Raw genomic sequence first — 2,431 nt, forward strand, 5'->3', positions numbered from 1 at the left:
CCGGTGTCCCGCCTGCCAGGGGCGTACCGGTGGCCGCTGCTCACCCCTCCGCTCGTGGCGCGTCCCTTCGACCCACCGGTACGCCCCTGGCAGGCGGGACACCGGGGGGTGGACCTGCCGGCGGAGGTGGGAGCCGTGGTCCTCTCCCCCGTCTCGGGACGGGTCGTTTTCGCGGGGCCGGTCGCCGGCCGCGGGGTGGTGGTGATCGAACTCGACGAGCCGGGCGGCTCACCGTTCCTTTCCGATGGACCATCCGCTGCCCCGGGCGCAGGGGATGGCCTGCGGACGACCTTCGAACCCGTGGTGCCGTTGGTGGAGCCGGGCCGGCGGGTGCTGCCGGGTGATCCGGTCGCGCGGCTCGCCGAGGGCCCCCACCACTGTGATCGACCGTGTGTGCACTGGGGACTGCGGGCGGCCCGTCTCCGGGGTGCGGACCCGACGGACCCGGAACGCTACACGGATCCCCTGTCGCTGTTGCGGCGCGGCCCGGCCCGGCTGCTACCCGTGACGGGGGTGCCCCATCTCCGTCGGGAGGTCCCCGTGGCGCTTCCGGGCCGGTGGCTCCTCCCGGGTCAAGCGGAAAGCGGGAAAGGGGAGGCCGAACGCCGCCGCCCGGCGCGGGGAGGCGGGGAAAGGGGGAGCGATGCCGGGACCCCACCGGTCGGGCTTCCTCCTCGGGACCGTCCCGCGGAAGAGGCACGGCGGAGACGCCGCGAACGGCTGGGTCGGACGGATGGGGCCTGCCGAGCGATGCCGGCGGTCCCGCTCCGCGGCGCGGCGGTCCGGAGCGGGGGCCCGCACGCGGTGCTCCGCCCGCCCCGTTCCCGCGGCCCGCGTCGTACCGGACTTCTTCCGCACGGCGCGGGCCCCCGCGGCCTTCCCCTCAGTCCCGGGGGGAGATGCCCCGCAACACCATCCGCACCGCGTGGTCGGCCACGGTGGGGCCCGGTTCCACGTTCAACTCCGCGCGGCGGACGGCAGCGTCCACCACGCCCTGGACCAGGGAGGCACCCAGCCGGGGATCGGGGTGGCCCAGTTCTCCCAGCACCCCCACCACCAATTCGATCAGCGAGCCGTGAGCGGCGCGGATCCGTTCCCGCGCCCCGGCGCTCAACTCCCCGGAGGAGATGGCGACCACGGCGCGGTGACGCCGGTCCCCGGCCAGGGCCAGTTGGCAACGGACATAGGCGGCGATCCGTTCCTCGGGGGAGTCGGCGGCGTGCATCGCCGCCTCCACCTCCCCGGCCCACACGGGAAAGTCGGCCGCGCACAACTCCTCGACCACGGCGGCCCGGGAACGGAAGTACTCGTACACCGAGGAACGGGCGAGACCCGTCCGCTCGGCCAGGGCCGGAAACGTCAGCGCGCTCTGCCCGCCCTCGGCCAGCAGGGACCGGGCCGCGTCCAGCAGGGCGGCGCGCTGCATGTGGCGGTGTTCGGCCACGGAGGCCGCTCGAATCCTGGGCACCTCTCCACTGTAGAGTGCCCGCCCGCCGACGTTCCCGTACCGGGACGGCCGGATCCCCATGGGTGAAGTGCCTCTCAGTTGTTCACATCTGCCAACTTCGAGCGCAACAGCAGTACGGATTTGGTGTGGATTTGACTCACCCGGCTCTCGGTCACTCCCAACACCTGGCCGATTTCGGCCAGCGTCAGCCCTTCGTAGTAGTAGAGCGTGACCACGGTCTTCTCCCGATCGGGGAGGGCGTTGACCGCTCTCGCCAGGAGCCTGCGCAACTCGCGGTCCTCCGCCACCTCCACCGGGTCATCGGCGCTGGTGTCCTCGAGGATGTCCATCAGGCTCAACTGGTCACCCCCGTCCCCCGCCGGGTGCAACAGTTCCTCCAGCGCCACCGTGTTGGCCAGGGAGAGACGGCCGAAGAACTCGTGCAGTTCATCCAGCCCCATGTTCATCTCCCGAGCCACCTCCGCCTCGGTGGGGGAGCGGTGCAACGAGGACTCCAACTCCGCCGAGGCCCGCTCGAAGGCCCGTGCCTTCTGCCGTACCGATCGGGGAATCCAGTCCAGCGCCCGCAGTTCGTCGATCATCGCTCCCCGGATACGGGTGATGGCGTAGGTCTCGAACTTGATCGACCGTCCCGGGTCGAACTTCTCGATGGCGTCGATCAGGCCGAAAACCCCTGAGGAGACGAAATCGGCCTGATCCACATTGGGCGGGAGACCCACCCCCACCCGGCCGGCGACGTACTTGACCAGCGGTGAGTAGTGCAGGATCAACTGCTCGCGCAGTCGGTCGTCGCCGGTGTCCTTGTAGCGGTGCCACAGTTCGTCGAGCGGGGTGGCGACGGTTCCGGAGGCGGGGCCCCGAGTCCTGACCGACGCATCGGCGGCCGGTGGCCGGGGCCCTGGGGTGTGCTGGGGCATGCGGGGTGTCGACCGTTCTGCTGTGGAGGGTGGGATCCCGCCGGGG

Annotated in this window: 2 protein-coding genes; both read right to left on the reverse strand. The window is 71.7% G+C overall.

The annotated features are described in order from the left end of the window. Window positions 1–883 precede the first annotated feature (883 nt). Window positions 884–1,444, reverse strand: a complete 561-nt coding sequence (locus tag FNQ90_RS19730; protein WP_182607588.1) for a TetR/AcrR family transcriptional regulator — start codon at window positions 1,442–1,444, stop codon at window positions 884–886. Window positions 1,445–1,542: 98 nt separating this feature from the next. Continuing rightward, a complete protein-coding gene (gene whiG, locus FNQ90_RS19735; RefSeq protein ID WP_182607587.1) occupies window positions 1,543–2,385 on the reverse strand; it encodes an RNA polymerase sigma factor WhiG in 843 nt (280 codons plus the stop codon). Window positions 2,386–2,431: the final 46 nt, after the last annotated feature.

Origin of the sequence: Streptomyces alkaliphilus (genome assembly GCF_014141535.1) — a bacterium.
Taxonomy (GTDB): domain Bacteria; phylum Actinomycetota; class Actinomycetes; order Streptomycetales; family Streptomycetaceae; genus Streptomyces; species Streptomyces alkaliphilus.

Bases quoted from the DNA above. Each gene is read 5' to 3' on its own strand.
- whiG (WP_182607587.1), bottom strand. From the start codon at position 2,385: ATGCCCCAGCACACCCCAGGGCCCCGGCCACCGGCCGCCGATGCGTCG.